The following is a 26582-nucleotide window of genomic DNA, read 5'->3' as shown; positions in this document are numbered from 1 at the left end:
AGCGGAGGGCGGCTCGAACGATTGCCGTACACTCTCGCACAGCATCCGAAGCGGCGAGGAGCAGCAGTGGCAGTGAGTGTGCGGGACGTCGCAGCGGCGGCAGGAGTGTCGGTCGGTACGGTGTCGAACGTCCTGAACCAGCCGGACAAGGTCGCGGCGATGACGGTCGAGCGGGTGCAGGCAGTGATCGCCGAACTCGGCTTCGTGCGCAACGACGCCGCCCGTCAACTCCGTGCCGGTCGCAGCCGGAGCATCGGCCTGGTCGTGCCCGACGCGGGCAACCCGTTCTTCGCCGACGTCGCCCGTGGCGCCGAGGCGCGCGCGGACGAAGACGCGCTCGCCGTGCTGCTCGGCAACAGCGATGAGAACCCCTCGCGGGAGGACAACTACCTCGATCTGTTCCGCGAACAGCGGGTCAACGGGGTGCTCATCACACCGGCATCCGACGACATCGACAAGCTGCTGCGCGTGCAGGCGGCGGGCACGCCCGTGGTGCTCGTCGACCATGAGGCGCCTGGAGCGGTGTTCTGCTCGGTGTCGGTCGACGACGACGAGGGTGGCTTCCTGGCCGCGCAGCATCTGCTGCGGATCGGACGGCGACGTCTGGCATTCGTGGGGGGACCGGAGTCGATCGCGCAGGTGATGAATCGCCTCCGGGGTGCGCAGCGCGCCGTCGACGAGGTGTCCGACGCGACGCTCGAAGTGCTCCGGATGCCGGCGCTCACAGTGCTGCATGGGCGCGCGGCCGGCGAGGAGATCGCCGCGCGCCGGGAGGTGGATCGACCGGACGCGATCTTCGCCGCGAACGATCTGCTCGCTGTGGGCCTGCTCCAGGCCCTGACGATGTTCCACTCGCTGCGAGTGCCGGATGACATCGCACTGGTCGGCTATGACGACATCGACTTCGCGACGGCCACCGTCGTGCCGTTGACGTCGGTGCGCCAGCCTGCCCAGCTGATCGGGCGAACGGCGGTCGAGCTCCTGCTGCGGTCGATCAGTGACCCCGATGGCGACTACGAACGCCGGGTGCGGTTCCGCCCCGAGCTGATCGTGCGGCAGTCGACCGCCGGCTGACCCGCCTGTCGGCGACCGGCGGTCACCCCGGCAGCGGCACCGAGCGCGTGTGTGCTCCGTGCCCGAGCTTCTCCGTGTCCTGGCCCGGAAGGTCGAGTTCGGCGGTCGCTCCGACGGGAACGACGAGGTCGACCTGGAGCTCGTCCTGCGCGATGCGCCAGGAGATGGATGCTTCGCCGTATGGCGTGCGCTGCGTCGCTGAGGCATGCGTCAGCCCGCCGCCCGGCCGAGGCGCGAACCGGATGCGGCGGTAGCCGGGCGCGGCCGGGGCGAGCCCGGCGACACTGCGGTGGAGCCAGTCGGCCACCGCGCCCAGCGCGTAGTGATTGAACGAGGTCATGCTCCCCGGGTTGACGGTGCCGTCCGGAAGCAGGGCATCCCACCTCTCCCAGATCGTCGTCGCGCCGTGCACGACCTGATACAACCATGACGGGCAGTCCTTCTCGAGCAGTAGGTCGTACGCGGTGTCGACGTGGCCGGTGAGGGTGAGGGCGTCGCAGACGAGGGGAGTGCCGACGAAGCCCGTCGCGATGCGGTTGCCGTCGGCATGGACGAGTTCGGCGAGACGGTCACCCGCTTTCGCGCGCTGGGCAGGGTCAGGGAGCAGATCGAACGCGATCGCGAGGGCGTACGCGGTCTGAGCATCCGAGGTCATCGTGCCGTCGGGCTTCACGTACGCGGCACGGAAGGCTGCCGCGACCTCCCCGGCGAGAGCGGCGTAGCGCTCCGCCTCCGCTGAGCGGTCGAGCACCCGGGCCATGTCCGCGACGGCCCGCGCTGAGCGAGCGAAATAGGCGGTCGCCACCAGGTAGCGGTCCGTACGCCCCGCGCCCGGATCCTGCGGAGGAGCTGCGGGGTCGAGCCAATCGCCCAGCTGGAAGCCTTCGTTCCACAGCCGATCAGGACCGGCTGTGGACTCCACCTTGTCGACCCATCGCCGGGCACTCTCGAACTGGGCGGCGAGCACGCCGACGTCGCCGAATCGCTGATGGAGCGTCCAGGGCAGCAGCGTCGCGACGTCACCCCAGGCGGCGCCGGGCCGGATCGGATCCCACACCCTGTGCGTGGGGATGACGGGGACGAACCAGGGGACGGTGCCGTCGGGCAACTGGTCCGCCTCCACATCGCGGAGCCAGCCGGAGAGCATCCCCGAGACGTCGAACAGTGTCGACGCGGTCGGGCCGAACACCTGGATGTCGCCCGTCCACCCCACGCGCTCGTCGCGCTGCGGGCAGTCGGTCGGGATGTCGACGAAGTTCCCCCGCATGCCCCAGACGACATTGCGGTGCAGCTGCTCGACCAACGGATCCGAGCAGGCGAACCAGCCGGTGCGCTCGAGGTCGGTGTGCAGCACGCGCGCGGTGAGCGCGCCGGCGGCGGCATCCGCATCGAGGTCGCCCGGCCAGCCGTCGATCTCGACGTAGCGGAAGCCGTGGAACGTGAAGCGCGGCTCCCACTCCTCGCCGTCGGGGCGCCCGGCCAGCGTGTAGTGGTCGGTGGAGCGGGCGCTGCGCAGAGGACGCGTGTAGATCTCGCCCTCCTGCAGCACCTCGGATGTGCGGAGCGTGACGGTCGAACCCCGCGGTCCCGTGACGCGGATACGCACCCGCCCGACCAGGTTCTGACCGAAGTCGAGGATGCGTGCCCCGCTCGGTGAGGTGAGCACGGCGAGGGGCGCGACGTCTTCGGTCACTCGGACGGGCGGTCCGGTCGGCGCCACGAGCGTGCGCGGGTCGCGATCGCGCACGGTGACCGCCATCCAGCCACTGTCGTCGAAGGCGGCGGTCGACCAGGCCGGCACCTCCTGTCGCGCGTCGTGGTCCTCCCCGTCGTAGATGCCGGAACGGAGGATGGGGGAGGGCGCGCCCTTCCAGGCGTCGTCCGTCGAGAGGGTCTGACGTGTTCCGTCGGTGTAGGTGATCTCCAGCTGGCCGAGGAACGACAGGTCCCGCCCGAAGACGTTGCGGTGACCGCCGCGCCAGCCGAGCCGACCTCGATACCAGCCGTCGCCGAGCCAGACGCCGAGAGCGTTCTCGCCGTCGCGGAGCAGGTCCGTCACGTCGTACGTGTAGTACCGGAGTCGCTCGCGATAGGCCGTCCAGCCCGGTGAGAGCGTGTCGGAGCCGACGCGGATGCCGTTGATCTCGGCCTCGTACAGGCCGTGCGCGGTGGCGTATAGCCGCGCGCGGGTGATCTCGCCGTCGACGCGGAAAACCCGCCGCACCAGCGTCGCCCGGCGGGCATCGCTCTCCGGGTTCTCGTCGAACTCCAGCCCGACCGGCCTCGCGGACCAGTCCTCCGGGTGCAGCAGACCCGTCTCCAGCCAGGTCTCCGGACTCGGATCGGACCAGCCGCCGTCATCGCCCTGCACCGCGACGCGCACGGCGACGCGTTCGCGGGAGTTGAGCGCGCGGCTCGGCCAGGGCACCAGGACCTGCTCGGCGGAGGCGACCTCGACGGTCTCGTCGCCCTCGGCGTGGACAACAGTCACCGCATAGGACTGCTGTTTCCAGTCGGCGGGAGCATTGCTGAGCGTCCAGCTCAGTCGCGGGCGCGATTCGCCGATGCCGAGTGGTTCTCGGTGGTGTTCGATGCGCGGCGCGGAGACGGTTGTCATGGTGTTCATCCTTGCGGATGGCCCCGCCTCGCGGCCGCTCAGGCCTCAGGCCGTCGTCTCTCGACGGGGTCGATGCACGTCCTTCGCACTCGGTATACCCCTCGAGAACAGGAGGGACAGGAGGCTGATCAGGATCAGCCCGAAGAACGCGATGCGCAGCGACGACAGCTGCGAGTCGCGGTAGACCGTCGCGAGGGTGTCGGCATCCTCATCGCTCAGGCCGGCTTTCTCGGCGATGGCGGCGACGTCGGCGGCGGGCACGATCGTCACACCGTGCTGAGTGGAGGCCGCCACGGTCGTCTTCGTGGCGTCGGGCAGATCGCTCGCCGCGACGCCCGAGGCGAACGACGTCGACAGTGCGCCGATGAGGATCGAGCCGATGAGCGCTGTTCCCAGCGATGAGCCGAGGTTCTGGAACACGCCCTGGAGGCCTCCGACCTCGCTCGTCTCCTTCTCGGTCACACTCGACATGTTGACGTTGCCGAGCTGCGAGGCGAGCAGCCCGAGTGCCGCGCCGGCGAGGAACATCCCGGTGGCGAAGAATCCGCTGCGCAGATCGCTGGTGGCGGAACCGAGCAGGATGAGCGCGCTGACGACGAGCACCAATTGACCGATCCGCACGATCGTCCGCGGCGACAGCATGCGCGAGAGCCGGGTGCCGACGATGGAGAACAGCACGAGGGCGATCGACAGCGGGAAGATCCGGATGCCGGTCTCCAATGCGTCGAGACCGAGCGTCATCTGAAGGTACACCGGCACCATGAAGAACAGGCCGGCCGTCACCGCGTATTGCGCGCCGAGCACCGACAGTCCGCTGCGGAGGGCGGTGATCGAGAACATCCCCACGTGCACGAGGGGCGCCCGCCCCGCGCGCTCGAGGCTCCGCTGCCGGGAGAGGAACAGTGCGAGCAGCACGAGCCCGAGCACGATGAGCCAGGCGGCGGGGGAGATGCCGAGCGGAGCGACGGAGACTCCGCCGATCTCGGGAGGGTTGAGCGGCAGGACCCACCCCCAGGTCTTGCTCTGCAGCATCCCGAACACGACCGTGACGAGTCCGACGGACGACAGCGCGACGCTGAGGATGTCGATGCGCACACTCTGCCTCGGGGTCGGATCCGTGACGATCCGTGCGCACAGCACGACGCCGATCATGATGAAGACCTCAGCAACGAAGACATAGCGCCAGTCGAGGTACGTCGTCACGAATCCACCGATCAGGGGTCCGGCCGCGACGGCCGCGCCCGACACGGCGCCGATGATCGCGAACGCCGTGATCCGCTCGCGACCGCCGTAGTTGTCCGCGACGAGCGCCGCGATCGCCGGGATGACCAGCACGGCACCGAGTCCTTCGATGATCGACCAACCGAGGAACAGGAACTGCATGTTCGGACTGAGTGCCGTGATCAGTGAGCCGGCGGCGTAGACGCACGACCCGATCACGAACGCTCTGCGACGCCCCCACACATCGCCGAGCTTCGCCCCCAGCAGCATGAACGCGGCCATCGTGAGCGTGTAGAAGGTGATGGCCCCCTGCATCGCGGCGACGGTGGTGTCGAGGTCGGACACCACGGTCGAGATCGACACGTTCATCACGGTGCCGTCGAGCACCATCACGAACTGCGCGGACCCGAGGACGGCGATGACGCCCCACTTCTTCATGACGACTCCTTCGACGGTGCAGCGGTGGCGATCGCGCCGGCGCCGCGCATGATCCGCGCGACGGCGGTGATGAGGAACAGCTGACCGGTGATCGCCTCCGCGACCGCGACCGCCTGAGACGTCGCATTCGCGGGAACGAGGTTGCCGTAGCCGGTCGTGGTGAGGGTGGTGAACGAGAAGAAGAGCTGGTTGGCGAGTGAATCCTCGTCCGGGCCGCCGAACATCGGCTCGGGGGAGACGAGGGCGAGCAGATTGAAGACGAAGGTGAAGAACAGGCCGACCAGCACATAGGCGGTGACGGCCGCCAGCAGAGCCTCGGCATTGAGCCCGCGGCGCTTCACCTGGTCCCCGATGATTGCTACGGGGGACGCGAGCAGCGCGATCATCGTCGCCGCGGAGAACGCGATGTCGAGGATGTGCCCGCTGGCACCGACGAGTGTCGCGACGATCGCGGCCACCCCGGCGGCCGACAGGATCACCCACGCCACGTGCTGCACCACGCGGGGTGCGGCGGTGACCCGGAAGACCACGGCGACCGTCATGAGGGTCACCAGAAAGGCCCACGGGTTCGGGTTCAGGCCACGCTGCGCGGCGCACAGCGCATACGAGACGACGACCAGCGCGGCGACGACCGCATACCCGGATGCCCCGCTGAAGAGCAGATCGGGGCGCCGCTCCTCGATGCGGGACCTCGCTGTCCGTGCGGAGGCGCTCACCGTCCCGGCTCCCCGGAACCCATCGTCGGCAGTCGCCCGGAGGCGCGGGCGGCGAGGAGCGCCGCGTAGTCCTCCTCGTTCTGATCGGCATAGGAGTCGGCGAAGGCGCAGATGGCGTCCTCGAACGCCCGGCCCCGGCCGAGGTAGCCGGCGACCTCGAGGCGATCCCCGCTCCGAGCGTGCCCGCGTGCGAGGGTCTCGCCGCAGATGCGCGCGTAGAGCGCAGCCCCTCTCGGGGTCATCGTCTCCGGATCGATTCCGCCCTTCCAGTCGTGGAGCTGGCGCACATAGAAGTCGCGCGTGACGCCGTCGGTGCCGGTCACCCGCTGCCAGCCGAGAAAGAGGTCGCTGGCTGCCTGCATGAGCCGTTGCCCGCGCACGACCCGTTCTCCCTCGCTGTCGTGGGTGCCCGGGCCGAGGAACCGTTCGAGCACCGACGGCTGTGCGGTCTTCGCCTGCAGCAGCACGGGATCTGTGTCGTCTCTCCCGCTGAGCAGGATCACCCATGCCCGCGTGCCGACGCTGCCGATCCCGCCGACGGTCCTGGCCATGTGCCGGTAGCGGTACTCGGAGATCGGATGCCGATCGCCCGGCAGCGTGTCCTGATACGCCGCGAGGAGATCGCGCATGATACCGACCTCGTCGAGATCCTGAACGGCTCCGGGGAGGAGATCTTCGACGGGCGTCACCAGTGGTGGGTTCGGGATGATCCGCAGCTGTCCGTGCTGCACGTGCACGAGTTTCGCGAACGATCTCATCCGGTCGCGCTTGCGCGCCTTCTTGATGGCGGCATCGAGCCGCGCGACGGTCTCGTCCTCGGCTCTTCCGCGGTCGCGCTCCGCCCGGATCCGACGGCGTGCGCTGTCGGCGTCGAACCGGTCGTACCAGGCGTCGAGGACGTGGGCATCGGCGGCCCGCCGCATCGCCTTCCGGTATCCGACGATCGACGCGCGGACGCAGGCGTCGATCTCCTCCGTCGAGAAGCCGCGCTGCCGCCCGGCCACCGCGAAGCTCGTCGCCAGCCGTTTGAGATCCCACTCGAACGGCCCCGGGAACGTCTCGTCGAAGTCGTTCATGTCGAAGATCAGTCGACGCTCCGGGGTGCCGAACAGGCCGAAGTTCGACAGATGCGCGTCGCCGCACAGCTGCACGGTGATGCCGGTGTGCGCGGCGGTGGCGAGGTCGGACGCCATGAGCAATGCGGACCCGCGGAAGAAGGCGAAGGGCGACGCGGACATCCGCTCGTATCGCAGCGGCACGATGTCGAGATCCCGGGTCGCGGCCTGCCCCTCGAGAAGCGCGACCGGGTCGGGGCGGTCAGCAGACGGGTGCCAGGGGCCCTGCCGCGAGCGGGGCGCGCGGGTGCGCGCGTCGCGTCCCCGGTTGCGTCTGAGGACGAACTCGGGCGCCACCGCATCCGGCGCCGCGACGTCGTCGCGCCCGTCGGCGTTTCGGTCACCGGCCATGTCGCACCTCGCACCCGTGTGATGACGGCGCGGGATCCGGGTGACCGGGGCGGATCCCCGGGGTCGGGTGCGGGCGGCGTCGCATCGCTCATCGTGGCAGTGCATGACGGACTCGACGTGGTGCACGTCACCCTTTTCGGGCGAGGGGCGCGGGCGAGGGCGAGGGCGTGGGGCGGACCGCCTCGCCCTCAGACGTCGCTGGTCGTGGCGCGCTTCGCGCTCGCGCCCCGCATGATCCGCGCGACCGCCGTGATCAGGAACAGCTGACCGGTGATGCCCTCGGCGATGGCGACCGCCTGACCGCCGGTGCCGACCGGCACCAGATTTCCGTAACCGGTCGTGGTGAGCGCGGTGAAGGAGAAGAACAGTTGGTTGCCGAGCGAGTCGAGACTCTTCTCGCCGAACAGTGGATCCGCCGAGATCTGCGACATCAGGTTGTACACGAAGGCGAAGAACATGCCGACGAGGATGTAGGCGGTGATCGCCGCCAGCAGCGCCTCCAGGTTGAGGCCGTGCCGGGTCACCTGGTGGGCGATGATGGCCCAGGGGGCGACAAGCAGCGCGATCATCGACGCGGCCGAGAGCGGGATGGCCAGCAGCGGCCCGTTGAGCCCGAAGAGATCGGCGACGACGGCGGTGATCCCGGCGACGGAGAGCACGACCCAGGAGACCCGCTGCACCAGGCGTCGGGCCCTGGTCACATGGAAGACCATGGCGACCGTCGCAAGCATGGGGAGGAAGGCCCAGGGGCTCGGGTCGGTGCTGGGCTGTATCGCACACAGGCCGTATGAAACGATGAGCAGGACGAGCACGATCCCGTACCCGAGAGCGCGGTCATCCCACCGGCGGCCGAGCCGACCTCGCAGGTGCTGTTCGTCCACCGCTTCTGTCCGGGGCATGTCGACTCCACTTCGGTGCGGTGGACGCGTCGTCCACGATGTGCGGCCAGTATCCCAGCGCCGGAGTGCATCCCCTCTCAATGGCGTGCGCGTCGGCCGGGAGGGGAACCGCGGCTCCGGTTCGAGACTGCCCGCCGAACCCGTTATGATGGCTGAGTGCATCCGATCTTCGGGTCGGATCCACGGAGACGTCGCATAGTCCGGCCGAGTGCACCACCCTGCTAAGGTGGAGTCCCCTCACGGGGACCAGGGGTTCAAATCCCCTCGTCTCCGCAGTGTTCTTTTCATTCGCGGCCCCGGTCGTCTGTCGTTCACGGCAGACTCGAGAGCATGTTCCGCGACATCACGACCGTCGTCTTCGACGTGCTCGGCACCCTCGTCGACGAGCCCCGCGGTCTCCGCACCGCCATCGCCGAGGTGGGAGGCCCGGGCTGCGACTCCGAGGAGCTGCTCGGCATCTGGCAGGGGCACATCGAACGCGAACAGACCCGCATCGGGCGGGGCGAACGCGACTACGCCGACACCGAGGCCCTCGATCGCGAGGCGGCTCTGCGGGTGGCTGAGGCTGCAGGAGTCGAGGGACAGGCACTCCTCGACCGGCTGGCCTCCGCGGCCGAGCGGCTTCCACCCTGGGATGACTCCGCCGACGGTGTCGCGCGACTCGCGCAGAGGTTCCGCGTGTTCGGGCTGTCGAATGCGACGACGAAGACGCTGCATCGGCTGGGAGCGCACGCCGGTCTGGAATGGGATCTGGCGCTCTCGGCCGATGCCGTCCGTGCCTACAAGCCGGCCCCCGAGGTTTACGGTCTGGCCGTGGAAGCGGCGGGCGGCGATCCGTCGCGAGTGCTGATGGTCGCGGCCCATGCCTGGGATCTGCGGGGTGCGCAAGCGGTGGGAATGCGCACCGCGTATGTGCGACGCCCGGTGGGGGACCCGCCGACTCCATCAGACACGTTCGATGGTCGGTTCGACGGACTGCACCAGTTAGCCGCCGCGCTCATCTAGTGGCGGCGGACTTCGCGGGGCTCGACCTCCGTCGACTCGCCATCGAACTCGGTGCTCAGCCGCTCGGGTCACGATTCGGACGAGTTTCATTTACATGCTTGACACGGCGCCGTATTGGAACCGATGATGTCAAAATGAAACACAGTTTCCATTGAATGAAATCTCAGACGCTGGTAGTCAGAGACAACCCGATCACCCTGGAAGGAAGTTCGATGAGAAGTCACGCACTTGGCCGCGTTATCGCGGGAGTGACTGCGGCAGTCGTCGCGACAGCAATGCTAGCCGCTTGCTCTAGCCCCGAGCCCGGTACAGGCACGAAAGATATCCGATTCCAGCTTTTCCAAGCGCCCACCAGCTTCGACCCGTTCCACGCAGAGGGCGCTGCCGACGGCGAGATCGTCGGACTGCACTTCCGTAGCCTCGTTGCCAATGAAAGCCAGGAGTTCGTCCCCTCGCTTGCCAGCTCCTGGGAGTTCACACCCGACGCCAAGTCGGTGACGTTCACCCTGGCTGAGACGAACTGGAGCGACGGTAAACCGTTCACCTCGGCAGACGTGGTCTACAGCCTGGAAACGTGGGCTGATCCGGCAACGGAATCACTGCACGGTGGCGAGCTCGCGGGGGTCGTCGGCTATGACGAGTTCGTGGCGGGGGACGCGCCGAGCGTGTCGGGAATCACGGCCCTCGATGAGTCGACGGTGCAGATCGACCTGAAAGAACCGAGCGTCGTCTTCCTTTCCAATCTGCTCTACCTGAAGGTCATTCCCCAGCACATCTACGGGGAGCTCGACTCCGCCGACTTCGCGGGGAGCGAAGAGTTCCGCAGCCCCACAGTGGGCATCGGACCCTACATTTTCTCGCGGTGGGTGGACGACGACCAGATCGAGTTCGTTCCGAACCCCGAAAGCAACGAAGACCACCCGTTGGATCACATCTACGCGCAGTACCTCACGGGCGACGTTGCGCGAGCCCAGCTCCAGACCGGTGAGATCGACATCGCTCAGCTGGCTTCGGCAGATGTCGAAACGGTGCGGCAGGAAGACGTGGTGGATGTCCAGGTCGGTCCGGGAATCGGTGTCATGTCGCTTTACACTGCTCTCGACAACGGAAAACTGGCCGACGCCCGCGTTCGGCAGGCGATCTTGTACGCTATCGACCGTCAGGCGATCGTCGACAACGTTCTCAACGGGAACGGGAGCGTGCCCCAGTCGATGCTCTACACGCCGGAGTGGGCCACTCCTGATGATCTGACCGACTACGATTTCGATCCCGAGAAGGCGAAGACGTTGCTGGCTGAGGCCGCATGGGACGCCAGCACGGTCGTCTACCTGGACATCATTCCGGGCCAGCCGGACCGCGACGCGGTCATGAACGTCGTGCAGGGCCAGCTCGCTGCTGTGGGGATCGACGCACAGCTTCGAGCCTCTCAGCCGGCTCAACTCACCGAGCTCGTGGAGAACAGAGAGTTCGATCTGCTCATCTCGATTATGGGTCTGGTCGGCTCGGAGCCCGGGAACATCAACCGACGGTTCATGTGTGACGCGTCTTCGAACATCTCCGGGTACTGCAATCCGGAACTCGACGCATTGCTTCTCGAGGGCGTCAAGACCGACGATCAGAGCGTGCGTGAGCCGATCTATCAAGAGGCGAACCGCATCCTCAACGTCGATCAACCGGCAATGCCCCTTTACGTGGAGCAGCCGGCCTACGGATCAGCCAAGCGTGTGACAGGCTTCGATCCCGCAGTGGGCACGCTCAACGCGGCACAGCACTGGAACATCGCCGGCTGAGACCACCTGCTCTCCCCGCAACGGCGGGGAGAGCAGGTGGCTCCTGCAAGTCGCGTATCGGAAGAGGTGAGGGTTGTTCTTATTTATCGCGAGACGGACTGTCTCGTCCCTGGTGGTCCTCCTCGTCGCCAGCGTCCTCATCTTCGCGCTGACCCGGATGATTCCCGGCGACCCGGTCAGCATGTATTTCGACCCGTTGAACTTCGTCGGCGACCGCGACGCAGCCATCGCAGCCAAAAGGGAGGAACTCGGCCTCAACGACCCGCTCCCGATGCAGTACTTCGCCTGGCTCCGCGAAGCGCTCCAAGGAAATCTGGGCATCTCGATTCGATCGGGTCGCCCGGCCAGTGAGCTCATCCTGAGCCGTCTCCCCGCCACTCTCTACCTGATGGGTGTCAGCACACTCATCGCCATCCTGGTCGGAGTCGGTGGTGGCATCCTCGCTGCGCTGCGGAAGAACTCCGTCTGGGACTACGCGGTTTCGTTCGCGAGCCTTGCGCTCATCTCCATCCCCACATTCTTCTTTGCCCTTCTCGGCATCTTCATCTTCGGACTGACGCTGCACTGGCTACCCACCGCAGGAATGGGCTCTCCCGGCGGCGGCTGGGCCGACTCGCTCAGATATCTTGTCCTTCCGGCCGGAATCCTCGGCCTCGCTGCGTCCGCCGGCTACATTCGCTGGGCTCGATCGAGCATGCTCGACGTCCTCAACCAGGAGTACATGGTCACCGCGAAATCGAAGGGCCTGCGGCAGAGCTACATCACGATGCGGCACGGACTGCCAAACGCGATGATCCCGCTGGTCACGGTGATCGCCACCAGTATCCCGAGTCTTCTGGGCGGAGCGGTCATCATCGAGACGATCTTCGCTTGGCCCGGCACCGGCCGTCTGGCCGTCGAAGCGCTCACCAACCAGGACTACCCCGTGATCATCAGCTTCGTCTTGCTGACGACCGTGCTCGTCCTGCTCTGCAATCTCATCGCCGACGTCGCATACGCCGCGATCGATCCGAGGATCAAGCTATGACCGATGTCATCCGCGAGGACTTCGACACCGTCGGCGAGATCAATGATCCGCCGAGGCGGCCCCGCTCACGCGCGAACACCCCCTGGTCACGATTCACGGCGTACCGGCTCGCCTTCCCCAGCCTGATCGTTCTCGTCCTTCTCGTCGCCGTGTGCGTGATCGGACCCCTTGTCTACACGATCGATCCGAATGCCGTTGATCCGATCCTGTACCGCAATCCGCCCAGCTCCGAGCATCTGCTCGGCACTGACTCGGCAGGCCGCGATGTGCTCGCGAGGCTTCTTCACGGCGGGCGGGTGTCTCTTCTCATCGGACTCGTCGCCGCGATCGCCGCGACGTTCATCGGAGTTCTCCTGGGTGCACTTGCCGGGTTCTTCCGGGGCCGCACCGACGCCCTCCTCAGTCGGATCACGGATGTCGTTCAGGCGTTCCCCACTCTGATCGTCATCATCACACTCGCGGCATTCCTCGGCCCGAGCTTCGGCCTGCTCATCGTGTCGATGGCGCTCATGGAATGGACAGGGGCCTACCGAGTGGTTCGTGGCCTCACACTTTCGCTCCGGGAGCGCGATGCGATTCAAGCGGTGACCGGGTTGGGGGCGACGAACTGGCGCGTCATCTCGAAGCACGTCGTGCCGTCCGTGCTCGGCCCCGCCACCGTCGTCGCGACACTTCTCACGGCCGGAGTCATTCTGACCGAGGCCGGGCTCTCCTTCTTGGGTCTGGGCGTACCTCCGCCCACGGCGAGCTGGGGAAGCATGCTGAGCGAGGCCCAGTCCTTGCAGATTCTGCAGACGGCGCCATGGCTGTGGCTACCGCCGGGAATCGCCATCACACTGACCGTCCTGAGTGTCAATTTCGTCGGCGATGGTCTTCGCAATGCGGTCGATCCGAGGCAGGAGAGCTGATGAACATGGAGCTGCATACCCCTCTGCTCCAAGTGGACGATCTACACGTCGAGTTCGGCGACCCCCGAGATTCCCTGGAGGTGATTCGGGGAGTCTCGCTGCGCGTCGAGGCGGGACGGACGATGGGAATCGTCGGCGAATCAGGATCAGGCAAGAGCGTCACCGTCATGTCGCTTCTGGGTCTCCTGCCGAAAGCGGGTCGGGTGACCGCCGGCACGGCTCATTTCATGGGACAGGACCTGCTCGAACTCTCGGAGCGCAGAATGCAGAGCGTTCGAGGCGGAGAGATCGGAATGATCTTCCAGGACCCGATGACCGCATTGAACCCGATCATGTCGATCGGTCAGCAGATCGACGAGAGCCTCAGGCGGCATTCCCCTGACCTCAACAGGAGGAGCCGACACAAGCGGATTCTGGAACTGCTCGATATGGTCCGCATCCCCAGGCCCGATCAGCGGGTGAATCAGCACCCGCACGAACTCTCCGGAGGCATGCGCCAAAGAGTGATGATCGCGATTGCGATGGCCAACAATCCACGGCTCATTCTGGCCGACGAACCGACGACCGCCCTCGACGTCACCGTGCAGGCTCAGATTCTGCGCCTTCTGCTCGAGGTTCAGCGTGAATCAGATGCTGCGCTCGTGCTCATCACTCATGATCTCGGAGTGATTGCCGAGGTCGCGGACCATGCCACCGTGATGTACGCCGGGACCGTCGTCGAAACAGGGACCGTCCGTGATGTCTTTCACCGACCGTCGCATCCCTACACGGTAGGACTCCTCCAGTCCCGACTGACACTCACGACGGGCGAGCGTCAAGAGTTGCCCACCATCCCCGGACAGCCGCCTGATCTCCGACTGCTCCCGACAGGATGCGCCTATCGTCCCCGATGCCACATCGCGGGATCGCGGGAAATCTGCCGAACCGACCGTCCTCCGTTGAACGAGGTCGGACCAGCTCACGCGGCGGCTTGCTTCTTCTCCGACGAGCTGGCGCCGCTGCAGGGAGCGAACGTATGAACGACACCGTCCTCGAAGTGCACGGGCTGAGCAAGGAGTACCCCGTCGCGCGGTCCGCCCCGTGGCATCCTCGGCGAGCCGTGCACGCCGTGACGGACGTGTCGTTCACGATCGCACGGGGGGAGACCCTCGCGCTGGTCGGCGAATCCGGGTGCGGTAAATCCACGGTGGGTAAGAGCATCATGCAGTTCCTCCCCGTGACCTCCGGTGAGATTCTCCTCAACGGCCGCGACCTGGCCGCGATGAATCGGCGAGAGCTGCGCCGAGCGCGACAAGATCTGCAATACATGTTCCAGGATCCCTATGCGTCCCTTCCCTCTCGTATGACCATCGAGGAGATCATCAGCGAACCACTCGTCATCCACGGAATCGGATCAGCCAGCTCCCGGCGCGCACGCGCACAGGAGTTGCTCGGTTTGGTCGGCCTCAGGCCGGACCTCTCGACACGTTATCCGCACGAATTCTCGGGTGGCCAACGTCAACGGGTGGGACTCGCACGCGCGCTCGCGCTGGAACCGGAAGTGCTCATTCTCGATGAGCCTGTCTCTGCGCTCGACGTGTCTGTGCAGGCGCAGGTCATCAACCTGCTCATGCGACTCCAGGACGAGTTGTCGCTCGCCTATCTCTTCATCTCCCATGACCTCGCTGTCGTTCGTCATCTCGCCCATCGCGTCGCAGTGATGTACCTCGGCAAGGTCGTCGAGATCGGGGCAGTCGACGACGTGTTCGAGCGTCCCCAGCATCCGTACACCGACATGCTGCTGGGTTCCGTACCGGTGACCGACCCCGACCTCAGGGAGGGGCCGCACAGGCCCACGGCCATCGGCGAACTGCCTGACCCGATGAATCCTCCCTCAGGATGCGTTTTTCGTACGCGGTGCGTGCGGGCAGAAGACACCTGTTCCGGTCACGCGCCTCCGCTGAGGACGATCGTCGCGGGCGCACCGGATGTGGCCTGCTATTTCCCCCTCTCCGAGAAAGCTGGCGTCGCCGAGAGCGCGGCTGTCGCCCCCGGGTTCCCGGCGGTCGACCGGTGAAGCGGATCGCCGTCCTCGGGCTGGGACACGAGACCAATACCTTCTCGAATGACCTGGCGACCGAGTCGCTGTACGCCGACGGCGGGATTCAACGAGGCGACGAGATCATCGAGGTGCATTCCCAGTCCCAGTCGACGTATGCCGGCTTTCTCGCTCCTTTGGCACGGTCCGACGTCGAACTCGTCCCCCTCCTGGCGGCATGGACGAACCCTCGCGGGCGGATACAGACGCGCGCCTTCGACAGCCTCCTGTCGGAGATGACCTCGCTGCTCGAGTCGCGCGGCGATTGGGACGCGATCCTCCTCAACCTGCATGGCGCTGCTGTTGCGGAACACGTCGAAGAGGCGGACCTGCGGATCTGCCAAGCTGTCCACGCGCTGTCCGGCGGCGCGCCCATCGGCTTGGTCGTCGACATGCACGCCAATCTGTCACCAGGTATCGCCGAGCTGGTCGATGTGCTGATGCCGTACCAGACCAACCCCCACGTCGATCCCGCGAAGCGCGGGCTTGCCTGCCGCAATGAGGTACTCAGGATCTTGGACGGCAAGCCGAGGCCGGCCGTGCACATTGAGAGCATTCCGCTCGTCGTCAACATCGTGAAACAGGACACGGGTGAAGAGCCGATGCGCGGACTGCTCGCGCAGGCGAAGTCGATCGCCTCTCGGGAGGGAGCCTTGGATGTGAGCATCCTGGAGGGCTTCCCTTACGCGGACGTGAAGCAGATGGGGATGTCTGTGTCTGTCACTCATCCGTCGGGACTCGGCGCGGCGCAGCGGGCGGCCAGATCGATGGCGGAAGCTGTCTGGCGAGCGAGACGAGAACTTCAGGGCGTGGGCATGGGAATCCAAACGGCGCTGGATGAGTCGGACTCTCGGCGACCGGGTGACCCGGTACTCCTCCTCGACGTCGGAGACAATGTCGGCGGTGGCGGGCCGGGGGACACCACGCACCTGCTTGCGGCCGCGATCGCTCGCGGCTCACGGGACCTCGTCTTCACCATCCAAGACCCGGTGGCGGCTCTCCGCCTCGCCACGGCTGACATCGGCTCCCACGTGAGTGTGCCGGTGGGCGGGTGGTCGAGCGTGCAAGCTGGTGAACCTGTCGAGCTCGTCGGAGAACTCATCTCCGCGACGGACGGCATCTATGAAGAGCCCGTCGTCGCTCACGGCGGGTTGCGGCACTTCGACACGGGGACGAGCGTTGCGGTCAAGACCCTCGATGGTCTCGTCATCGTCGTCACATCGAAGCTGGTACAGCCAGTCAGCATGATGCAGTTGACCTCGCACGGGATCGATCCCGCCGCACTCCGCGGGATCGTCGCCAAGGGCGTGAACGGCCCACGCGCCGGCTTCGCGTCGCACACTCGAGGTCATGTGGTCGTTGACACCCCCGGCATCACGAGGCTCTCGATCGAGGGTCTCCCGTACCGTCGCCGCGCCTCACCGATGTACCCATTCGAGCACACCGAATTCGACACTGAAAGGCGTACCGATGCGTAACGCACTATCGACTCCGCAAAGCGAAGCCGCACTTCCCTTCTCGACGGCAGTCTGGGCAGGGGACCTGCTCTTCGTGTCTGGCCAGGCCTCCGTCGATGAGTCGGGGGTATATGTCGAGGACACATTCGAGGGCGAGTTCCGCCGGTCCATCGCCAAGCTGCAGGAAATCCTCTCCTGGGCGGGACTCAGCATGGACGACGTCGTCCAGGTGACCGCGTACCTGGCGGACGAGTCGGACCGCGCCGAGTACAACGCCCTCTATCGTGGGACATTCGCGGTACCCTATCCTGCGCGGACGAGCATCGTGTGCGGGATCGCAAACCTCAAATTCGAACTCGACGCTGTGGCTTATCGGTCCAAGTCCCCGGAGAGCCGCCTCGAGCAGGGAGAGGAAGAGCATGGCTGAGCCCGCTGTAGACGGTTCATACTCGATTCGCGCGGTCGATCGCGTGTGCGACCTGCTCGATCTCGCCGCGGACTCTCCGTCCGGACTCTCGCTCAGCGACGCTGCGCAAGGCGCATCCATTCCCAAGAGCACGGCCTTCCGCTATCTCGCGGCGCTCGAAGCGCGTCAGTACCTCGAGCGAGATCCAGTCACATCGACCTACCGGCTCGGATTGGCATTTCGTGCCACCGACCCGCGCGGGCGCGAGCGCCTCCTCGATGCGGCCGAGCCGATCATCGAGGCGCTCCGCGACGACTGCGGCGAGACGACGAACCTCGGTGTGCTGGACGGGGGATTCGTCGTCCACGAACTCGTCGCCGAATCCCCTCAGATGATGCGGCTGGCAGCGCGCGTCGGAGATCGCGGCTTCGTTCACAGCACTGCACTCGGGAAAGCTATCTGCGCTCAGCTGCCGGAAGATCGGGTCGTCGCGATCCTCCGCGCCAAGGGGATGGAGCCTTTCACAGCGAGGACGATCACTGACGAAGGCCGCTACCTGAAGGAACTCGAGAAGGTACGTGCATCTGGATTCGGTGAGGACGACGCAGAGAATCAGGATGGGGGGCGCTGCGTTGCCGTGGTGATCCCCATCGGTGGTCTCCATTGCGGCATCAGCGTCAGTGCACCCATCGAGCGATTGCCGCGGGGAAAAGTGGCGGGGGTCGTGCAGGCTCTCCAGGCGGCGGCGACCCAGATCGCAGAGCAAGTCGAGCCCCGCTAGCTCGCTCTCAGCGCATCAGCCATCCGCCATCGACCACGAGATCCTGGCCGGTGATGAAGGTCGCGTCATCGCCGGCGAGGAAGAGTATCGCTGCCGCCACGTCGGAAGCTTGTCCCCGGCGCTTGATCGCCTGGTGAGCGGTGATCGATTCGTCGAGTTCTGTGCCTGTACCGTGCAGGGTTGCTTCGCGTTCGGTCTGGATCGCGCCGGGAGAAACACAGTTCGCCCGGACCTCGAAGGGGCCCAGTTCCCTCGCGAGCGAGCGAATCATCCCGGCGATGGCGGCCTTCGACGTCGTGTACGCCAGAGCATCGGCAGACCCCAGGGTGGCCAGTACGGACGAGACCGCGATGAACGAGCCTCTCGTCTTCACGAGATGGGCTCTCGATTCCTTCGCCAGCAACCACGTACTCCGAACGTTCACGTGCGAGATCGCGTCCCATTCGGTCAAGTCCGTCTCGAAGAATGGTCCACGAAAGGTCCGCGCTGCGTTTGCCACGACGACATCGATTCGTCCCCACCGCTCCGCCACGGACTTCGCCAAGTGGACGGCCCCCGCGGGGTCCATGAGATCCGCTTCGACGTCCAACCACTCGACCTCGGGTCGAGGCAGGGTCGCGACGACCGCGGCCGCGAGTTCGCGTGCGTCATCGGTGGCTTCTCGGGCGAGAGCGACTCTGTACCCTGCCGCATTGAATGCGCGCGCCGCTGCGGCGCCGATACCGCTGGAGGCGCCGGTGATGAGCGCGACGCGGGGCGCCGTGGACGTCATCTCGTCCTCCTCGCGGTGCCGCGGGGTGAAACGGCGTCCAAGAGCGCGCCCACTTCGCCGACGGACCTGAGCGGCGGCGACTCGACGTGGTGACTCGAATCGAAATCGTCGGGGGTTTTCCAACCGGCTCCCGTCGCGATGAGCACGACGGTATCCCCGTCGTCGTACAGATCCGCCTCGCGCAGCGCACCTGCGAGCGCGCACGCACCGGCAGGTTCCACGAGGATCCCGACGCGGGCGAGATCGGCTTGCGCCTGCCGCGCGTCGTCGTCCTCGATCTCCACGAGCCCATCTCGGGGCTCAGCGAGCGCGGTTCGGACATCGTCGAAGAGAACAGCTACCTGCAACCCGGACAACGCGGTCGAGGACTTGTCCACGGACGAGCTTCCGGCGTCGTCGAGCGACGCTCTCACCGTCGGGTTTCCGGCCGGCTGCACGGCCCTGAGCGCCGGCCGTCTGCTGTCGAGGCGACCGTAACCCCGGGAGAGCGAGGCAACCAGACCACCGCCTCCGACCGGCGCGTATACGGCGGTCGCTTCTGCCGATTGCTCGGCCAGCTCGAACGCGATCGTCTCCGCCCCCCGCATGATCTCCGGAGAGAATCGTGCGCCGGTGAGAAAGGCGAGCCACCGGCGCTCCGCGGCGATCGACGTGATCGTTTGAGCCACGGCCAGAGTGCCGGCGGCATCGTGACCGAGTCCCTCGAACGGTTGGACCCGCCCGCCCGTTGCCGTGATCTGCCGAAGCTTGCCGTGAGGCGCATCCGGAAGGGTCAGCAAGATGGCGGGGAACCCGGCCGCCGCAGCGTAGGCAGCGAGAGCGGCGCCGCCGTTTCCCGAGGAGGTTCCGATCGCCCCGGCGAGGCCGCGCTCGAGCACGAGCGAAGCGGCGACCGCCGCGACACGGTCCTTGAATGAGCCGCTGGGGTTGAGATGCTCACACTTCAGAAGGACTCGAGCACCGTTGAACCTGTCGCTGAAGCTTGCTGACACGTCAATGAGGGGAGTGTCCCCTTCTCCCAGAGAGACTCGGTTCACATCCTCGAGCTGAGGGAGGTGGGTTGCCCACCGCCAGATACCCGCCATCATCACCCTTCAGGTCCCTTCGGACAGAGGTTCGGGAATCATCATCCGCGATAATTCCATTGCGTGAAACTGCGATTTCAATATAGCATCATCTCGTCCGGTCTCGACCTATGCAGAGGATCTCAACGAATGCCCGATTCAGTCCGTAACCTCTCCGTTCACGGCGGCGTCGTCACTCCGATTGTGACGCCGCTCGACACCGATCACAGCATCGACGCGGACAGTCTCACTCGTCTCGTGCAGTCAATCGCTGGATCCGGCGCAGACGGGATCCTCGTTCTCGGATCGACGGGTGAAGGTGGGCACTTGACCTTCGAGGAGCAGCAGCACGTCGTGCGCGTTGCGCGCTCGGCTGAACCCGATCTCATCCTGGTAGCCACGGTCCCCGCGCTCCATACGCGGCAGGCCGAGCGCATGGCTGTCACGTTCACTGACCTCGGCGCTGATGCGATTCTCTCCGCGCCGACCTTCGCGTTCGACCTTTCCGCATCTGAACTCGAAGAGCACTTCCGGGCGATCTCACGGGCGATCACTTCCCCGCTCATCGCGTACCAAGTGCCGAGTCGTGCTCCCTCATCCATCACATCGGAAACCCTGGCGCGGCTCGCCCATGACGGAGTCATCGCGGGGGTCAAAGACAGTTCAGGGTCGTTGGAGAGTCATGCGGCCTTCGCCGAGGCCACCAGAGAAGTCGATGGCTTCGTGCGTATGTCGGGCAGCGAGACCGACCTCGTCACGGCCTATGCGGCGGGATTCACGACCTTCGTGCCGGGCCTGTCGAACATCGTGGCGCCGGTCCACGCGGCGCTCGTGGCGGCACTGGCTGCCTCTGACCTCGAGACCGCTCGTCGTCTCGATTCTGTCTTGAGCGCATACGTTGCCCTTTACGAGACCCCCGACGAAGGAGCAGGTCGGACATCCCGGGCCATCGGGGCACTGAAGGCTGCACTCACCCGCATCGACCTGATCGCAGGGTCGACCCTGAGCTATCCCATGCGCGAGCAGCCCGGAATGGATGACCACGCGCGTCGAACTCTCGCGAACATCGATGCAGCACATCTCGTAGGCGCCGCATGAGCTCACCGAACAACGGCTCCGACGTCGTTATCCCCGTCGGGGGCTCGCCGGGAATCATGATGCACGTCTCTCGGGGTGATGCGCCGGGGCCGACGCTGACGGTCCTCGGCGGAATCCACGGCGACGAGTTCGAAGGGCAACTTGCCGCAGCGCTCATCGCAGCGGGGGTTGGACCGCAGATCGAGACGGGAGAGCTGCGAGTCATCCCACGCGCGAATCCGCTCGCAGCAGTAGGCCAGACGCGTCACACCCCCGACGATGACAAGAACCTTGCGCGGTGCTTTCCCGGTGATCCGGATGGCACGACCACCGAACGCATCGCGCGAGCGCTGACCGAATCGGCGATCGATGGGTCGGATGTGCTCATCGACCTGCATTCCGCCGGGCGCGCGCTGAAGATGCCGCTGATGATCGGATATGACGCCGCCGACGCCTTGCGGTGCGCTCCGATCGCCGCAGCCTTCGGCGTTCCGATCGTCTGGGAGCACGACGCGATCGGCCCGGGCCGGAGTATCAGCGCAGCAGCTGACCGCGGCATCGCCGCCCTCTACGTGGAGTGTTCGGGCGGGGGCACGGTCCGGCGTGCGGAACTGGAGCACTTGGTCGAGGGTGTGCGTCGGGTCGCCGTCGCGCTCGGTATGATCGAGGGCTCAGTCGTAGAGGATGCCTTCCCACGCATCGTGCGCGGCGGCGATGGCAATCTCGACGCATCCATTTCGTGCAGCGAAGCCGGCTTGGCTGTGTTGTTCGTCGATGTCGGGCAAGAAGTCGCCGCTGGCACGACGCTCGCCGAGGTGCGGGATGCGGATGGTCGGCTGCGAGAATCCATGGCTGCCCCGTTCGCCTCGCTCGTGATGGCCTTGCGCAGAGACGCACCTGTCGTTCGCGGCGATTTCATCGCCATGCTTGCCCCGTTGCAAGGTGTCGGTCCGTAACCATCAGTGAGTGAAGTCGAAGGCGCGAAGAATGAGTGGTCCCACGTCGCCGAAACGCGCACGAGTGCTGTCGGCAGCTCCCCGCTGCACCCTCGGGGAGAGTCCACGCTGGTCGGAGGAGGGCTGGTGGTGGGTCGACGTCGAAGTCGGCGATATCTGGAACCTCGCATCACCCTCGCCAACTCACCAGGAATCGGCGAAGCAAGTGTTTGCCCTGGGGCGCCGGGTCTCCTATGTGCAACCGCTTCAGGAATCGGGGCTGTTGGTCGCCGACGGGGCCGACATCGTCGAGCTCGGTCCACAGCTCACGGGCGCGCGAAAGCGCGGGAGCGTCCCGGTATCGGCCGGTGAGGTCCTGAACGACGGGGCGCTGAACGAGGACGGCACGCTCGTGATCGGATCGGTGGGGCCGAGGCGGCGTGCAGACGGATGGCTGTGGTCGGTGGGTGCCCGAGGCCGGGTGTCCCGTATCGCAGGTCCGTTTTCGATGAGCAACGGAATGGCCTGGTCGAGCAGCGATCTGCTCCTGCACGCCGACTCAGGGACACGCAAGATCTGGGCGCACACCTTTCGGGCTGGCTCGATTCACCGGAGCGAGCAGTTTGCCGAGTTCGACGAAGACGAAGGCATGCCGGACGGTATCTGCGGCGATGGGTTCGGAGGGATTTGGGTGGCGATGTATGGGGCGGGCGTCGTTCAACATTTCGACTCGGGCGGGACTCGACAGGGAACCATCGAGGTGGGTACCGCTCAGGTCACGAGCGTCGCCCGAGGCGGAGACGACGGCGGCGCGCTGCTCATCACGACCGCGCGAGAGGGTATCCCCAGCGGCTCCGCTCTCGACCCACTCGCTGGTCGACTGTTTCACGCCGACCTCGACTGATCGAGATCCAATCGAGCGTTGACAATGCGTCCTTACCCGCTCTACGGTTAATGAAAACGTGATTCCACCTAATGAAACAAGGTTATGACACGACGCAACCAGCCGGTGAGCAAGATCGGCGACTACTCGTTCGAAGACTTCCGCCTCGGAACTCTGGGCAATGGGGGCCAGAACATCTACCTGTCGAAGGCAGGGGTGTTGCAACGGATCTCCTACTCGAGCATCTCCGGATCTGGCTACGTCGACCTGCCCTTCGCGAATTCGCACGACGACGGGCCGGTTCTCCCGGCCTACGTCTATGTCTCGCCCCTCGTCGATGCTGATCGGGTGGAACTCGATTCCTTGGGGGCCTACGCCGGCGCGACCGCTGACCTCAACGGCAACGGGCTGGACGACATCGTCATCGCGAATCAGTTCGATGGCGTCACGAACGAGCTGCACGCCCAGATCTACTACGCGGGTCCGGACGGTTACTCGCGGAGCCGGATGCAGCAGCTGTGGGCTCCCTCGAGTAAAGACGTGGTCATCGGGCGGTTCACCTCGAGGGAGCGTCCCGCGATCATCCTGCTGTCACGCGAGCGTCTGCGGGTGTTCGAACAGGGCGCTGACGGGTTCGCGTCCCACCGCTATCGCGACCTGACGATCGATCTCGAGATCGAGTCGATCGTTGCGGCGGACCTGGACGGGGATGGATTCGATGATCTCGTCGTCCGCTGCGCGGACAGTGCTGTCATCGTCTTCTGGGGCGGCGACGAAGGCTTGTCTGCGGAGCGCAGTACACGCGTCCCCGCGGAGTGCACCGGGACGCGGCGATTGGAGGCACTCTACGACCTGGCCGCGATGGGCGGCGGCGGCGGCACTGTCGATAGCGCCACCAAGTATGTCCAGACCCCTCAGACGGAAGTCCGTCTCAAGGTCATCGACTTCCTGGGCCAGCCGAGCATCTTCCTCTGCCCCGAGTCGACCACGTACTTCGTCAGGTTCGACGCGTCACGCAACGCTCACCTCTCTGCGGCCCTCTCCACCGGGCCCGTGATCAGCGCCGCGTCGGGGCCCGTGCTGGGGGCGGGGAGATCTGACCTGGTGCTCGTGACGCATCAGGACGAAGGGCAAGGACAGGTATCCCGCCTCTATCCGCGTGGCGCCGAAGGGGCAGAGCTCGGCACGCCGATCGCGTTCGAGACGGCCTACGCCAACGACGTCGTGATCGCAGATCTGAATGGCAATGGGTATTCGGACGTCATCGTCTGCCAGGGTCAAAGGCCGGATCATTACACGACCGAGGCTCTCGTCTTCCCCAGCTCCGACGCGGGGTTCACGGGCATACCCAACCGGCTGCCGACCCACTGCGCGCAAGATGTCCTGGTGGTCCGGTGGCCCGCGGACGGTCTGCCCAAGCCCGTGTTCATCAACCACCTGAGCAACACGGTGCGCGGCGACGTGAATACTTTCGTATATCTCGGAGGCGCCGACGGATTCGACCCCGATCGACGCCTCGAGTTTCCTGGATGGGCGGCGACGGAGCTGAAGTTCGTCGACTTCTGGGACCGGGGTGCGCCCGATATCTTCATGGCCAACTCGAACGAGAACTGGCTCGAAACGGACAAGGGCTCATTCATTTACGTGCGGCGCAGCGACGCCTTCCCGCTCGAGGAGCGAATCGAACTCGCCACGACCCACAACATGTCGGGGGTCGTCGCCGACTTCTCTCGTTCTGGCTATCTCGATCTCATCACGAGTAGTTGGGAGCAGTCCTACCTTCAGCTTTTCCGAGGGGGACCGGAGGGGCTCACGGAACCGGAGCGTATCGATCTGGTCGTCGAGGGCAACACGTACGCGGATGCCAGGTTCATGAGTGTCGCTGACCTCAACCAGGACGGCTGGCTCGATCTCGTCGTTCCCGACCTCGGGCGTGGCGGACTCCTCATCCTCTGGGGCGGGCCGGACGGATTCGATGGCGCTCGATCATCCCTGTTGGAATGCGGCAAGGTCGTCTCGACCCGCGTCGCCGATCTCAACAAGGACGGTTGGCTGGACCTCGTCGTCGGCGGGTACAAGGGGGATGACCCCACGAACGCGCACAACTCGTTCGCGTACATCTATTGGGGAGGGCCCGATGGGTATTCGAACTCCAGGCGAGCCCAGCTTCCTTCCTTCTTCGCCGCAGACGTCGGCGTCGCCGACCTCAACAACGACGGAGTCCTGGACATCATCGTCGCGAACTATGTGGCGCATCAGACCCGCGACATCGACAGCTACATCTACTGGGGAGACGAGAACGGGGAGTATCACCCGCATCGAGTGACGCGCCTGTTCCATCACTCCGCGTGCGGCATCCTGGCCGCTGATTTCAACGAAGACGGCTACATCGATCTCGCCGTCGCAAACCATCGGTACTACGGCAATCACGAGTGCGATTCATACGTCTGGCACAACGGTCCCGACGGGTTCAGCGAATCGAATCGAACCAGCCTGCCGACCGGAGGTGCGCACGGACTCAGCCATCTCGACTTCGGCAATGTCTATGACCGCGGGCCGGAGGAGTTCTTCGAGTCGCGTGTGTTCCGCTCCGGCGGGGTGCTGCAGAGCATCGTCGTGGAAGGAAGTATCCCTGCAAAGACATGGGTGCGGTGGCAAGTGCGTACAGCTGCGGTGGAGTCGGAACTCACGGCGCGTCCATGGCGAGCCGGAGAAGCCGGGGATGGGTGGCTGGAGAGCGAGGAGGAGACAGAGCTTCCCCTCGAGGGATTCGTCCAGTACCGCCTTGCATTCGGTGCCACCAACAGCGTCGCCACGCCGAGAGTGACGGCGGTTGAACTGCGGATCCGCGACCTCGAGGACATCCCGGTCGCTATGGGAAAGGCCAGCTAGTGCTCATCATCGAGCGAGGAACCATCGACGGTGCAGACTCCGCGTTCGCACAAACCGCCGCCCTTGAGGACGGCACCTTGCTCGCCGCCTTCAGCGACGCGGGCGGGCAGTTCGCGACAGGCGGCACCAGCCTCTCTCGTTCACGCGACGGGCGCACGTGGAGTCCGCGCGAGACGCTTCTCGGTGCGATTGCGAATCCGCGAACGACCAACTTCCTGAAGGCATCCGTATCGTCACGAACCCGCACGGTGTTCGCATACGGTGCTCGCCAGCAGCAGCCTGAAGACGTCGTCTTCGACGACCGTCGGTATGACGCGATCCTGTGCCGCTCCGTCGACGACGGATCGACGTGGTCACCACCGGCGCCCGTTCCCTTTCCCACCCATGCTCTCGAGATTTCTCACGGTGTGCTCGCCCTCCGCTCTGGTCGCCTCCTCGCCCCGGCGGCGACGATCGAGGAAGGGCGGCTGGGCGAACGGGTCCTCGTGGCGATCTCGGATGACGATGGCCTGACGTGGGCCCGCCACGCGACCGCGCTCGTCGATCCAGATGGTGAGCTCGGATTCCTGGAGCAAAAGCTCACCCAGCTGAACGACGGGCGCATACTCGCGACGGCCTGGGCGGTCAGCCTTGCCGATGCTTCGGACCGGAGCAACCATTTCGCGATCTCCGATGATGAAGGTGAGACGTGGAGCACGCCTCACAGCATGGAGATCTTCGGGCAGACATTGAGCGCGGTTCAGCTCCCGGATGACAGGTTCCTGCTCGCGTACAACCGACGCTATGGGGAGCAAGGGGTCGTGCTGGCGCTCGCGCAGCTGAACGGCCTCACCTGGGAGGTCGAGCAAGAGATCCTCGGGTACGACCCCCGCATCCAGCGGCCGGCTCGTACGGGGGAGTCGCTCGCCGAGGAGATGCTCGACTTCCAGTTCGGATTTCCCCTCCTCCTGCTACGCGACCACGAGTCCGCGCTCCTCACCTACTGGTCGGTGGAAGCCGGATCATGCGGTGTTCGCTGGGCCTCGATTCGGATCTAAAGGCGTCCGGGATCTCCCGGCGATCGAAAGTGAACGAAAG

General features: G+C 65.8%; 22 protein-coding genes and 1 tRNA gene. 16 read left to right on the top strand and 7 right to left on the bottom strand.

From position 1 onward, the window contains the following. Window positions 1-66: 66 nt before the first annotated feature. The gene (locus ACIOTO_RS03785) at window positions 67-1074 is read left to right on the top strand and encodes a LacI family DNA-binding transcriptional regulator (RefSeq protein WP_400856574.1); all 1008 of its coding nucleotides are present in this window, start codon (window positions 67-69) and stop codon (window positions 1072-1074) included. Window positions 1075-1096: 22 nt separating this feature from the next. On the opposite strand, the gene ACIOTO_RS03780 is transcribed toward ACIOTO_RS03785, so the two are convergent. From ACIOTO_RS03780 to ACIOTO_RS03760, 5 genes are all read right to left on the bottom strand, one after another. Next, window positions 1097-3691, bottom strand: coding sequence for a family 78 glycoside hydrolase catalytic domain (locus tag ACIOTO_RS03780; RefSeq protein WP_400856572.1), 2595 nt, complete (start codon window positions 3689-3691; stop codon window positions 1097-1099). A 45-nt stretch (window positions 3692-3736) separates the two neighbouring features. Beyond that, window positions 3737-5350 (bottom strand): MFS transporter, encoded by a 1614-nt coding sequence (locus ACIOTO_RS03775; RefSeq protein WP_400856571.1) that lies wholly within the window; start codon window positions 5348-5350, stop codon window positions 3737-3739. Further along, a complete protein-coding gene (locus ACIOTO_RS03770) occupies window positions 5347-6066 on the bottom strand; it encodes an ion channel (RefSeq protein WP_400856569.1) in 720 nt (239 codons plus the stop codon). Before ACIOTO_RS03770 ends, ACIOTO_RS03775 begins: the two co-directional genes overlap by 4 nt. Further along, entirely contained in the window at window positions 6063-7532 is a 1470-nt protein-coding gene (locus tag ACIOTO_RS03765; RefSeq protein ID WP_400856568.1) for a DUF2252 domain-containing protein, read from the bottom strand. Before ACIOTO_RS03765 ends, ACIOTO_RS03770 begins: the two co-directional genes overlap by 4 nt. Window positions 7533-7720: 188 nt before the next feature. Next, window positions 7721-8431: a potassium channel family protein gene (locus ACIOTO_RS03760; protein ID WP_400856566.1), complete on the bottom strand. Its 711-nt coding sequence runs from the start codon at window positions 8429-8431 to the stop codon at window positions 7721-7723. 184 nt (window positions 8432-8615) lie between these two features. Here ACIOTO_RS03760 and ACIOTO_RS03755 point away from each other — a divergent pair. From ACIOTO_RS03755 to ACIOTO_RS03710, 10 genes are all read left to right on the top strand, one after another. Next, a tRNA-Ser gene (locus ACIOTO_RS03755) sits at window positions 8616-8704 on the top strand. A gap of 57 nt (window positions 8705-8761) precedes the next feature. Then, window positions 8762-9436 (top strand): haloacid dehalogenase type II, encoded by a 675-nt coding sequence (locus tag ACIOTO_RS03750; protein ID WP_400856565.1) that lies wholly within the window; start codon window positions 8762-8764, stop codon window positions 9434-9436. A 155-nt stretch (window positions 9437-9591) separates the two neighbouring features. Continuing rightward, the gene (locus ACIOTO_RS03745) at window positions 9592-11226 is read left to right on the top strand and encodes an ABC transporter substrate-binding protein (RefSeq protein ID WP_400856563.1); all 1635 of its coding nucleotides are present in this window, start codon (window positions 9592-9594) and stop codon (window positions 11224-11226) included. Between the two features lie 73 nt (window positions 11227-11299). Then, entirely contained in the window at window positions 11300-12253 is a 954-nt protein-coding gene (locus tag ACIOTO_RS03740) for an ABC transporter permease (RefSeq protein WP_400856562.1), read from the top strand. Further along, complete coding sequence (locus tag ACIOTO_RS03735; RefSeq protein WP_400856561.1) at window positions 12250-13161, top strand: ABC transporter permease; 912 nt, start codon at window positions 12250-12252, stop codon at window positions 13159-13161. The genes ACIOTO_RS03740 and ACIOTO_RS03735 overlap by 4 nt, the downstream gene beginning before the upstream one ends. Next, window positions 13161-14180 carry an ABC transporter ATP-binding protein gene (locus ACIOTO_RS03730; protein ID WP_400856560.1) on the top strand — a complete coding sequence of 340 codons (1020 nt, stop codon included), beginning with the start codon at window positions 13161-13163 and terminating at the stop codon, window positions 14178-14180. Before ACIOTO_RS03735 ends, ACIOTO_RS03730 begins: the two co-directional genes overlap by 1 nt. A 98-nt stretch (window positions 14181-14278) precedes the next feature. After that, entirely contained in the window at window positions 14279-15217 is a 939-nt protein-coding gene (locus ACIOTO_RS03725) for an ABC transporter ATP-binding protein (RefSeq protein ID WP_400856558.1), read from the top strand. After that, on the top strand, window positions 15214-16716 hold the full coding sequence (locus tag ACIOTO_RS03720; protein ID WP_400856556.1) for a M81 family metallopeptidase: 1503 nt from the start codon (window positions 15214-15216) through the stop codon (window positions 16714-16716). The genes ACIOTO_RS03725 and ACIOTO_RS03720 overlap by 4 nt, the downstream gene beginning before the upstream one ends. Then, complete coding sequence (locus ACIOTO_RS03715; protein WP_400856555.1) at window positions 16709-17122, top strand: RidA family protein; 414 nt, start codon at window positions 16709-16711, stop codon at window positions 17120-17122. The genes ACIOTO_RS03720 and ACIOTO_RS03715 overlap by 8 nt, the downstream gene beginning before the upstream one ends. After that, window positions 17115-17882, top strand: coding sequence for an IclR family transcriptional regulator (locus ACIOTO_RS03710; protein ID WP_400856553.1), 768 nt, complete (start codon window positions 17115-17117; stop codon window positions 17880-17882). The genes ACIOTO_RS03715 and ACIOTO_RS03710 overlap by 8 nt, the downstream gene beginning before the upstream one ends. Window positions 17883-17889: 7 nt before the next feature. Here the strand turns inward: ACIOTO_RS03710 and ACIOTO_RS03705 are convergent, their stop codons facing one another. After that, the gene (locus ACIOTO_RS03705) at window positions 17890-18654 is read right to left on the bottom strand and encodes an SDR family NAD(P)-dependent oxidoreductase (RefSeq protein WP_400856551.1); all 765 of its coding nucleotides are present in this window, start codon (window positions 18652-18654) and stop codon (window positions 17890-17892) included. Continuing rightward, on the bottom strand, window positions 18651-19739 hold the full coding sequence (locus ACIOTO_RS03700; RefSeq protein WP_400856549.1) for a pyridoxal-phosphate dependent enzyme: 1089 nt from the start codon (window positions 19737-19739) through the stop codon (window positions 18651-18653). The genes ACIOTO_RS03705 and ACIOTO_RS03700 overlap by 4 nt, the downstream gene beginning before the upstream one ends. A 129-nt stretch (window positions 19740-19868) precedes the next feature. Here ACIOTO_RS03700 and ACIOTO_RS03695 point away from each other — a divergent pair, with 129 nt between their 5' ends. The 5 genes from ACIOTO_RS03695 (at window position 19869) to ACIOTO_RS03675 (ending at window position 26542) form a co-directional block, all read left to right on the top strand. Then, window positions 19869-20816 carry a dihydrodipicolinate synthase family protein gene (locus tag ACIOTO_RS03695; protein ID WP_400858071.1) on the top strand — a complete coding sequence of 316 codons (948 nt, stop codon included), beginning with the start codon at window positions 19869-19871 and terminating at the stop codon, window positions 20814-20816. Then, window positions 20813-21751: a succinylglutamate desuccinylase/aspartoacylase family protein gene (locus ACIOTO_RS03690; RefSeq protein WP_400856547.1), complete on the top strand. Its 939-nt coding sequence runs from the start codon at window positions 20813-20815 to the stop codon at window positions 21749-21751. The genes ACIOTO_RS03695 and ACIOTO_RS03690 overlap by 4 nt, the downstream gene beginning before the upstream one ends. A gap of 10 nt (window positions 21752-21761) precedes the next feature. After that, window positions 21762-22634 (top strand): SMP-30/gluconolactonase/LRE family protein, encoded by an 873-nt coding sequence (locus ACIOTO_RS03685; protein WP_400856545.1) that lies wholly within the window; start codon window positions 21762-21764, stop codon window positions 22632-22634. Window positions 22635-22718: 84 nt separating this feature from the next. After that, entirely contained in the window at window positions 22719-25505 is a 2787-nt protein-coding gene (locus ACIOTO_RS03680; protein ID WP_400856542.1) for an FG-GAP repeat domain-containing protein, read from the top strand. After that, window positions 25505-26542 (top strand): sialidase family protein, encoded by a 1038-nt coding sequence (locus tag ACIOTO_RS03675; protein WP_400856540.1) that lies wholly within the window; start codon window positions 25505-25507, stop codon window positions 26540-26542. Before ACIOTO_RS03680 ends, ACIOTO_RS03675 begins: the two co-directional genes overlap by 1 nt. Window positions 26543-26582: the final 40 nt, after the last annotated feature.

Origin of the sequence: Microbacterium sp. NPDC087592 (assembly GCF_044743585.1) — a bacterium.
GTDB lineage: Bacteria > Actinomycetota > Actinomycetes > Actinomycetales > Microbacteriaceae > Microbacterium.
Note: the sequence above shows the minus strand (reverse complement) of the source record. Positions and strands in the feature narration are given on the sequence as shown.

Excerpts from the sequence above, each read along its gene's own strand:
- ACIOTO_RS03710 (WP_400856553.1), top strand. The coding sequence starts at position 17,115 with ATGGCTGAGCCCGCTGTAGACGGTTCATACTCGATTCGCGCGGTCGAT.
- ACIOTO_RS03745 (WP_400856563.1), top strand. The coding sequence starts at position 9,592 with ATGAAATCTCAGACGCTGGTAGTCAGAGACAACCCGATCACCCTGGAA.
- ACIOTO_RS03780 (WP_400856572.1), bottom strand. The coding sequence starts at position 3,691 with ATGACAACCGTCTCCGCGCCGCGCATCGAACACCACCGAGAACCACTC.
- ACIOTO_RS03750 (WP_400856565.1), top strand. The coding sequence starts at position 8,762 with ATGTTCCGCGACATCACGACCGTCGTCTTCGACGTGCTCGGCACCCTC.
- ACIOTO_RS03735 (WP_400856561.1), top strand. The coding sequence starts at position 12,250 with ATGACCGATGTCATCCGCGAGGACTTCGACACCGTCGGCGAGATCAAT.
- ACIOTO_RS03700 (WP_400856549.1), bottom strand. The coding sequence starts at position 19,739 with ATGGCGGGTATCTGGCGGTGGGCAACCCACCTCCCTCAGCTCGAGGAT.
- ACIOTO_RS03765 (WP_400856568.1), bottom strand. The coding sequence starts at position 7,532 with ATGGCCGGTGACCGAAACGCCGACGGGCGCGACGACGTCGCGGCGCCG.
- ACIOTO_RS03730 (WP_400856560.1), top strand. The coding sequence starts at position 13,161 with ATGAACATGGAGCTGCATACCCCTCTGCTCCAAGTGGACGATCTACAC.
- ACIOTO_RS03680 (WP_400856542.1), top strand. The coding sequence starts at position 22,719 with ATGACACGACGCAACCAGCCGGTGAGCAAGATCGGCGACTACTCGTTC.
- ACIOTO_RS03715 (WP_400856555.1), top strand. The coding sequence starts at position 16,709 with ATGCGTAACGCACTATCGACTCCGCAAAGCGAAGCCGCACTTCCCTTC.
- ACIOTO_RS03695 (WP_400858071.1), top strand. The coding sequence starts at position 19,869 with ATGCCCGATTCAGTCCGTAACCTCTCCGTTCACGGCGGCGTCGTCACT.
- ACIOTO_RS03775 (WP_400856571.1), bottom strand. The coding sequence starts at position 5,350 with ATGAAGAAGTGGGGCGTCATCGCCGTCCTCGGGTCCGCGCAGTTCGTG.
- ACIOTO_RS03760 (WP_400856566.1), bottom strand. The coding sequence starts at position 8,431 with ATGCCCCGGACAGAAGCGGTGGACGAACAGCACCTGCGAGGTCGGCTC.
- ACIOTO_RS03690 (WP_400856547.1), top strand. The coding sequence starts at position 20,813 with ATGAGCTCACCGAACAACGGCTCCGACGTCGTTATCCCCGTCGGGGGC.
- ACIOTO_RS03705 (WP_400856551.1), bottom strand. The coding sequence starts at position 18,654 with ATGACGTCCACGGCGCCCCGCGTCGCGCTCATCACCGGCGCCTCCAGC.